The sequence below is a fragment of the Pseudoalteromonas sp. MER144-MNA-CIBAN-0113 genome, assembly GCF_040308965.1.
Classification (GTDB): Bacteria; Pseudomonadota; Gammaproteobacteria; order Enterobacterales; family Alteromonadaceae; genus Pseudoalteromonas; species Pseudoalteromonas tetraodonis.
In genome coordinates this window covers 1-231 of sequence record NZ_JBEOOG010000640.1, presented here as the reverse complement: position 1 = coordinate 231, position 231 = coordinate 1, and the positions used below count along the sequence as shown (strand labels likewise).

1 protein-coding gene is annotated in these 231 nt (G+C 42.9%); it reads left to right on the top strand.

Annotation, left to right across the window (positions count from 1 at the left end; all coding sequences use genetic code 11):
- The coding region (locus AAEY57_RS21295; RefSeq protein ID WP_350608818.1) for a DUF1698 domain-containing protein at positions 1-231 on the top strand (231 nt) is incomplete at both ends.

Below are 231 nucleotides of genomic sequence, written 5' to 3'. Positions count from 1 at the left end.
CGGCGAACTCGTACTTGAAACGCTAGTAATTGAATGTGATGAAAACACAGTATTAGTCCCTACCGACCGCTACGCTAAAATGCGCAACGTTTGGTTTATTCCAAGTACTGCAGCATTAAAGCTGTGGATGGAACGCGTTGGCTTTAAAGATGTGCAAATAAAAGATTGCGCTATTACCACGCTTGAAGAGCAACGTAAAACCGACTGGATGGAAAACGAATCGTTAATCGA